Raw genomic sequence first — 318 nt, 5'->3', positions numbered from 1 at the left:
GTTTCGATTCTTTTTCTGATGCTGGATTTTGTTTTTGAAAATGCTACAAAATCGTGTTGATTTTTTCTCATCGCAACAGACAGTTTTATCTTTGAATAGTTGAATAAATCAACTTGGAATTCTTTGCCAATATATCCTCTATCTCCTATTAATAAACAATTTTTAAAATTATTTTTCACATCATTCAAGTAGTTCACATCATGGACATTTGCAGGGGAAAAATCATACGAATGAAAGATCCCGTTTTTGTCACATACGGCATGAAGTTTATAGCCAAAATACCGTGTTTTCTGTGCTGCACAATAGCCAAAAGTGGGT

At 32.7% G+C, this 318-nt stretch carries 1 protein-coding gene; it reads right to left on the bottom strand.

Going from position 1 to position 318, the window contains the following annotated elements; all coding sequences use genetic code 11:
* Positions 1-318 (bottom strand): transposase (locus tag GNY06_RS01185; RefSeq protein WP_166518438.1); only part of this gene is annotated, 318 nt, incomplete at both ends.

It is taken from the genome of Elizabethkingia argenteiflava, assembly GCF_009904105.1.
Classification (GTDB): Bacteria; Bacteroidota; Bacteroidia; order Flavobacteriales; family Weeksellaceae; genus Elizabethkingia; species Elizabethkingia argenteiflava.
This window is presented reverse-complemented; position numbering and strand designations above follow the sequence as displayed.